Source organism: uncultured Paraglaciecola sp. (assembly GCF_913020055.1).
Lineage (GTDB): Bacteria > Pseudomonadota > Gammaproteobacteria > Enterobacterales > Alteromonadaceae > Paraglaciecola.
Genome location: NZ_CAJWCF010000149.1, coordinates 1 through 7,607, shown reverse-complemented (window position 1 = coordinate 7,607; position 7,607 = coordinate 1). Strand labels below are relative to the sequence as shown.

Below are 7,607 nucleotides of genomic sequence, written 5' to 3'. Positions count from 1 at the left end.
AAACCTAAACGGGTGCCAATCCAATCAAAAATTTTGCCGAATACTGCCTGACCTATCGCATAAGAGAATAAAAATACGACGCTGACCGTTCCTAAAACTTGTTTTAGTTGGTCGGCATTTTTTTCCGGATAAATTTCGCTACCCATATAAGGCCAAAGAACACTCAGTGCTTGCCTGTCAATGTAGTTTATAACAGTAGCTAGTGCGATTAACGCTATCACCCACCATCGTAAATTTTTCATTTTCATATACATCTACTCTTTTTTATTATGTATTACTCGGCTAAAAAATCGTCTCTGTGAGGGTTAAAAGTATCGATCAAAGCACCTGCTTTTTTACAAATTGCACCATGTTCAATATTCGGTGGCACAAAAAAACAATCGCCCGATTTTAACGTTTTAATCTCACTACCTATTTGCACTTCAAACTCTCCGCTTTCAACATAGGTCGCTTGTGATTGAGTGTGTTGGTGAATATAGCCTATCGCCCCTTCTTTGAAGGATGCTTTAACCATCATTAACTCATCGTTATAACCTAATATCTGCCTGGTAATACCATCCTCAACTTCTTCAAATGGATGACTGTCACCAAAAATAAAAAATTCACTTTTCGCCATTTCTATCTCCAGTTAGTTACCGAAAAAGGATAGCTTGAAACGAACTTAAAGGTAAATTGTTTATCATTCTGAGAAACGTTATAAACAACTTGAATCAACACTCACTACCACCATTAAAACCTGCATAACGCTATTTGAAGTTGTCTTGATAAGACCAATCATGTTGAAACCTTAAACGTTGTTTACCAACCCTTTTCAAAATAGTCACATTTCGTTTTGATTATTTAACGATGTTGTTAAGCATTTTGGCGGTGTGTGGTCCTTTGGCGCGAAGTTCAACTACTTTAGGCGCTATAGTGTTAGCAAACTCATTGTCAGCCACAGTGGTTACCGGTTCACCCACTGTATGTTCGATGTCTATTCCTGCTGAATCAAAAAACTTGTTTTTGCTGACATGTGTGACTTGTGCACCATGTAGACGAACCGAAGCGGCACTTTTATTTCGAGAGCCCTGACCTACGTTTTTAAGCACATTACCCTGCATTATAAAGTGCGGGCCAAAGGTACTTTCATCTGTTCCACCTCTGTATACTTTGGCAATTGCTCCCTCAACATTTTCTAGCAAATTTTCGTTAAAGTAGATGTACTCAGCGTTATATATGCCTAAATCATCTGTTTCTTTATTCAAGCGCATGATGTCACCAGTGACGTTTTTAATGGTGGTGTTGCTAATGTTTATGTAGTCAGCAAAACTGCGGTGCCCAGCGTCAAACAAATGGAAAGAATGGTTCACGTCTAAGTTTTCAATCACGCTGCCTTGTATTTCTAAGCGGTAATTGCGCTGCATAGGTAATCTGGAAGTACGTAGTAAGGTATTACCTGCGGAATCTGGCGTTTTCTTACCATTGATGATCAAATTAACCAGTTTCAAACTGCCTAAATCACCAATATCTACAAAGGTAGAACGCTTCGGATACAAGGTGACATGTTTTCTATTTTTAGCTTGGATAGTGATCGTTTTATTCAGCTTAATAACTTTACCAATATTATATTCGCCATTATCTAACACCAACACATCACCCGATGTAGCATTATTTACAGCTTCAAAAAGAGCGTTTTCGCCGGGTTGCACACTAATATTTTTACCAGAATCAAAGGCTACATCAGGTTCAGCTTTTGGGTAATAACTCGCACCCACTTGTTCTTTTCTAATTGGTTTTAGAGATGCTGATGCCCCTTTAGCGATGCCATTTTTGGGATATAACAATCCGTTTTCTGCTCGCTGCATACCAAAAGAACTCACATCAAAGCCATTATCAATAGATGGCTTAATACCCGATGAAAGAGTATTACCGGCAAAACTTACACCGCTAATGTCGTCAAAAATACTAATGCCATCAGTATTTTTGTTATTAAAAATTAGGTTGTTCTTAAATTGACTATTGATAGGTGGTGCGCTGCGCTCTGCATCACTGCCTGCGGCGAAGTGAATATGTTCTACATTTACCAATGTATTGTTTTCAATCAGCGCATTATCTACCTGGTGATAACGGTTTATTTTAGAATTCGGCACACCGTTCATAATGGTAAAACCACTACCAAAACGATATCCGGTCAAACCTTCCATATAGTTGTTTCGAATGATTTGGTCGCGATTGATTACACGTATTCCACCGGTGTGATCAACCCCATTTCCGAAAAACACATTACCTTCAACTAAATTTCCGTTGCCATGACGCAAGGTCAGTGTGCCGCGAGATTCGAAAAACACATTATTCAGTATTCGGTTTTTACCGGACTTATTAGAGATAATTTCTACTTCTCCGTTACAACGGTCAAAGTAGTTATTTTCGATAGTAGTAAAAGAATCCGTTAACGAATAATGGCTAGTACCTATACGTAACGTTTCGCCACCATTTGAACCTAATACTGGACGAGGCCCAAAGTAGTTATGGTCTATACGGTGGTAATTTTGTTGACTCTTTTCATTTTGTAAACGCACAGCCATGGTGACACCTGCATTACGTTTACCTACTAAATTATTATGGTCAAAACGGTTATGTTTACCATACATTACCACCCACTTATCTTGTTCGAACTTTTCAGGGTTACTAAAGTTATCAATCACCACTTGCGTAACACGACTGTAATTGGCCAAGTTATCATCATTTTGCTGAAAGGAAATAACTGCGCCAGTTGGCGTATAACCGTCTTTAAATACCAAACCCGACACGACTAAATATTCACCCGCTAATCGCAAGTTTGATAAACCCGACAAGATAACCTGCCCAGCTGTTTCGGCACGTAAAGTCACTGGTGCTTCTTTAGTACCTTTTGCTTTGAACAAAATTTCAAAGTTTGTCCAAGTTCCGTTAGCTAAAACAACGTCATCCCCAGCCTTCAGGCTTGAAGATACTTGTTTGTATTCATCCGGAGTTTTTACTAAATATTCTCTAGCAAATGTGTTTTGGCTAAACAAAAAGAAAGCCACATAGGTAAAAACGATTAAGGAAAAACTGCGTTGCATAATATTGCTCTTGTTACTAATAAATCGAAATTTAGATAGTGAAAGTTGTAGAAATAGAGCTCTCTATACTGAACATAAAAGAGAGCTCTATTTGATATCTACATCGACAGACAAATTTTTGTCTAAACACTGGTTATAACTTGTACTGGATCCCTGCAAAAATACGAGGCCCGTAAACATTTACTTCACCAAAGTTTTCACGAGATGGAATAAATTGTCTTTTTGGCTCATCAAATATATTAATTGCTTCGAGCGACACTTTGATATTTTTGTTAACTTTATAACTAACACGTGCTTCGTATACACTCGTGTCATCTACGTATCTTAAATTTCCAGGAGTTGAAATATACTGTTGGAAATATTCGCTTCGGTATTTATAAATCAACTGAGCGTTAAATCCGCCGTCTTGATAGTAAAGTTGACCGGACATAACAGTGTCAGAAAAGCCAAATATTTCAGCTGGGTCAACTAGTCCTAATCGTTGTTGAACAGTACCGTCACTGGCGACGGTATTTGACGCTCCAAAGTTGGCATCTTCAACTTCAAAATCAGAGTTAGCCCAGTTATAACTTAACTTAACCCCAAAATTACTCCATACGCTTGGCAGGTAGGTGAAAGCGTGAGTTGCCGTCATTTCCACGCCATATATGATGCTACTATCATCCGTTGTTTGTTGAACGGTTACTAATGTGTCTATGTCTTGGCCATCTACAGAAAATGTTTCAGTGGTTGATACATTCTCAAATCCACCATCAAAGGTTTTATAATAACCACCAAGTGCAAGTACAGTGTCATCATTTGGATACCATTCAACCGCTAAATCAGCATTCCACGAAGTAAAGGGTTGAATATTTAGATTTCCGTTTGCAGTCGCAGTGCCTATCGCTAAGTCAAGTGATTCAACACCCTCGCTGTCATCAGTAAGACCATTAAATGCGCGGCCAAATCCCATATCCGAAGGAGAAGGTCTAGATAATGCTCTAAATAACGCTCCTCTGACTAGCACGTCATCACTCACTTCCAGCACGACATTTAAGCTAGGCAATAATTCTGAATAACTACTTCCACCTTCAACTGCAATTAGCTCAGCTCCACTGATCAAATTAATGCTATCTATACTAGGTAGGCCATCAATTATGTTTATGGTTGTTTCCAAAGGACCTCTAAGACCAATAGAAGTCACGTCTGTTTTAACATAACGCAAGCCAAAGTTACCACGTACTGCATAGTCACCTATCTCAGTGTCGTAATCAGCTTGCAAATAAGCAGCGAAAGTTTCTTCTTTCACATCTACGTTCGCAACATTAGCATCAGGACCAGGATAAACAGGGGCACTTCCAATAACTGCAGTCGCTAAACAAAGTGGGTCAAATGTAGCAAAAGCATTACCCGTACCTTGTTCAATCACATTACCTGCATCATCAACACGAGTAATCAAAGGTTGACCACCAGTAACCGAAGTTAAGAAACCACTTTCTGGGAAACTAGCATTCTGGCAATTAGCCACCGCAGCAGCGATAGCGTCATCATCGTCGTTTGTAAAGGTGTTTCGCTCTCTAGGGTTACTATCAAACTCTAATTCAGAAAAACGTACTCCACCTTTAACCATACTAATTACTTTGTTGTCGGCTAAATATTCGAAATCAGTTCTAAGCGCGGTAATAGTATTATTTCGGTATTGATTTAAATCTACACGAGTACGAGCTGAATCAGAGAAATTGTTAGGATTAGTTACATCTAGGTTACGAACAGTCATAAGAGGAATAATAGAACCATTCTGAGCAATTTCGATAGCGGTCTCAACGTAACCGTCTGCACCTAAGATACCGCCCTCAGTCAAATTACCTAAGGTATCAAGCTCACTAGTTTGAAGGCGCGTGTGATAAACATTTTCACGACGCTCAGTCTTAGAAACAGATAAGTCAGCAGAAATAGATAGAACATCAGTTGCATCATAGATGAAGGAAACACCGCCACCTTTGTATTCTTCTAAACGCTCTATATAGGTGCTTAATGTTTCAACTCTTTGTCTGTATGTACCAGAAACCAAAGAACCACTATCTGTTATCACTAAATGTACTGGTAATTGACCGTCACGAGAAACAGTTGGATCATCTAGTCTGCGGCTGCTAGCAAAAACAATGTCGTTTCTGATTTCTGAAAAGTCACGGTTTGAATATTCTGCATCGATATTCATTTCAAATGTTTCAGTAGGTCTCCACTGCACTGCGCCAAAAATTGATTCTCTATCATCATCTGTCGTATTTTGACGGTAAGAGTATGAACTTGGAACAAACACGTAAGAAACACCATCATCAGGCGATACGCCTGTAGCTGAATCAATGATGTTATCTATACCACCATCATCACAATCATCACCGTCATCGTATAATCCGTCTACCGAAGAAGGATCGATTCGGCAATCCCTCCAGCCACTTGTAGTACGAGCTTCTTGTTCTGGGTTTGATTTGCGATCTTTTTGAACACCAATTGAAAAACCAATATCACCAAGACTGTCTGTTTCGTACTGGTCAACAAAACTAGCGGTAAGTCTTGAGCCAAAATCACGAGCACTATTTTTAATGTCTGATTCAGCCGGATTCCAATTGCCTTTAATCTGTGCTTGGAAACGTTGTTTACCATAATCTAAAGGTTTAACTGTATCTAACGATATTTGACCAGAAACGCCACCCTCAATAAGACTGGCTTCTTGCGTCTTGTAAATGGCAATTTTATTAAATAACTCTGAAGGAAACTGAGAAAAGTTAACCGAGCGGTCGCCACTGCCGTTAGCTGCTTCACGACCATTAAATACTGTACTGCCTAAAAATGGACCTAAACCACGAATAGAGATTTCTGTGGCTCCACCTTGCTCTCTATGCGAAGAGGCACCAGTTAACGTTTCAAGTGCTTCACCAATCGAAAGGGCGGGAAGGTCGCCAATATCTTCGGCTGATAAACCATCAACAATGCTAGTGGATAATCTTTTAATACTAATAGAATCTTGGATCGTTTTGCGAATACCAGTTACTTCAATGACCTCAGTTGTATCATCAACTGCAGGAGCAACCTCACTTTCTTGAGCCAGTGCAGGCATCGCTAACATATAAGCTAACGTCGAAGCATAGACCGTTTTACTAAGTCCGCGGCTAGACTTTATGTCTTTCATTCCGCGACTTATCTTATTTAGTTTTATCATGTGATGTATTCTCGAATTGCTTTTTTGTATACAGACAACACAATGTAACCAATAGTTAAATGCAATGCCAAACAAATATTAACCAATTGCACATTTGATTTATTACCAATATGGTTTTTATTGGTAATAACAAGCATAGTTAATAAAATGTTACCAATTTGGTTTTGCCTCTAGATTATGCTATACCGATAAATAAGCTGAAGTGATGTACCAGTCTGTTATATTATTAATAGATAACGTGTTAAAAGATGAGCTGAATAAATGAGGAATCGAGGATGAAGAATAGGCGACTGTTTTGGACTATTGTCGACAGAATACAATCACTTATTGATTCTGGGCAATACCCTCCCGGCAGTAGACTTCCGCCAGAAAGAGAACTTGCTGAGAATTTTGAAGTAAGTCGTCCAACGATTCGAGAAGCAATCATTGCACTAGAGGTACTTGAACGAGTAGAAGTGAAAACAGGCTCGGGTGTATATGTATTAGAAAATGCAAAAAAGAAAAACCTTCACCACAATATCAGTGCGTTTGAACTAACTCAGGCAAGAGCCTTGATAGAAGGAGAAGCTGCTGCACTTGCCGCCACCACTATTTCTGAAGAAGAGCTTGTTCGATTAAATCAAACTCTGATTGAGATGGATCAAGGTGCCGATCCGGAAGCAGCAGACAAAGAATTTCATTTAATTATTTCAACGGCTACGCGCAATAGCGCTATTTTGATGGCAGTGAATAGCTTGTGGTCAATGCGTGAAACTAGTCCAACAGTCAAAATGGCCTATAAAGGTGTATGTAGTCAAAGTGACTCTAAAAGATTAGACGAACACAGATCAATATACAATGCCTTGGTTAACAGAGACTCTCAAGCTGCACGAGCGGCTATGCACTTGCATTTCAATCGTCTGATCAATGCGTTATTTGAAGCCAGTGAAGCCAGGGCCTTAGAGGAAGTAAGAAGGCAAACCAGTCAAACCCGAGATTTGTATTCTCTTAGTCATTTAGTGTCTTAAGTATCAAGATATAAGGCACCCTTTAGGTGCCTTATACTTACCAAGTGTTCCATACCCTATCTCAATTCCTTTCCTTTCCTTTCCTTTCCTTTCCTTTCCTTTCCTTTCCTTTCCTTTCCTTTCAAGCATAAAAATATCTTTAGCTTATTAGAATCCTTATACAAAGAAAAATGCAGGCAATAAAAAAGGCCATGTATCAACATGGCCTTGCAGGGTACAGTAGCTAATATTCTACTTTTATTATTAATTAACCCCAGATCGGTTTAAGCGAGAACCATTGAATTGCGCTCTATATCAGTTAAATTAAGGGTTGGCTTA

4 protein-coding genes and 1 pseudogene are annotated in these 7,607 nt (G+C 39.1%); 1 reads left to right on the top strand and 4 read right to left on the bottom strand.

All coding sequences use genetic code 11. The features are described 5' to 3' along the window. The 4 genes and pseudogenes from QZ488_RS20525 to QZ488_RS20510 form a co-directional block, all read right to left on the bottom strand. Window positions 1-248: pseudogene (locus QZ488_RS20525) on the bottom strand (MFS transporter); the annotation flags it as partial. Window positions 249-274: 26 nt separating this feature from the next. Then, a complete protein-coding gene (locus QZ488_RS20520) occupies window positions 275-616 on the bottom strand; it encodes a cupin domain-containing protein (protein ID WP_293752254.1) in 342 nt (113 codons plus the stop codon). Between the two features lie 220 nt (window positions 617-836). Next, complete coding sequence (locus QZ488_RS20515) at window positions 837-3,083, bottom strand: polysaccharide lyase 6 family protein (RefSeq protein WP_293752252.1); 2,247 nt, start codon at window positions 3,081-3,083, stop codon at window positions 837-839. Window positions 3,084-3,216: 133 nt separating this feature from the next. Next, window positions 3,217-6,282: a TonB-dependent receptor gene (locus QZ488_RS20510; RefSeq protein ID WP_293752250.1), complete on the bottom strand. Its 3,066-nt coding sequence runs from the start codon at window positions 6,280-6,282 to the stop codon at window positions 3,217-3,219. A 275-nt stretch (window positions 6,283-6,557) separates the two neighbouring features. On the opposite strand from QZ488_RS20510, the gene QZ488_RS20505 reads away from it, so the two are divergent. After that, window positions 6,558-7,289, top strand: coding sequence for a FadR/GntR family transcriptional regulator (locus QZ488_RS20505; RefSeq protein WP_293752248.1), 732 nt, complete (start codon window positions 6,558-6,560; stop codon window positions 7,287-7,289). The last annotated feature ends 318 nt before the right edge of the window (window positions 7,290-7,607 follow it).

Coding starts and splice junctions, on each gene's coding strand:
- QZ488_RS20520 (WP_293752254.1), bottom strand. CDS start 616: ATGGCGAAAAGTGAATTTTTTATTTTTGGTGACAGTCATCCATTTGAA.
- QZ488_RS20515 (WP_293752252.1), bottom strand. CDS start 3,083: ATGCAACGCAGTTTTTCCTTAATCGTTTTTACCTATGTGGCTTTCTTT.
- QZ488_RS20510 (WP_293752250.1), bottom strand. CDS start 6,282: ATGATAAAACTAAATAAGATAAGTCGCGGAATGAAAGACATAAAGTCT.
- QZ488_RS20505 (WP_293752248.1), top strand. CDS start 6,558: ATGAAGAATAGGCGACTGTTTTGGACTATTGTCGACAGAATACAATCA.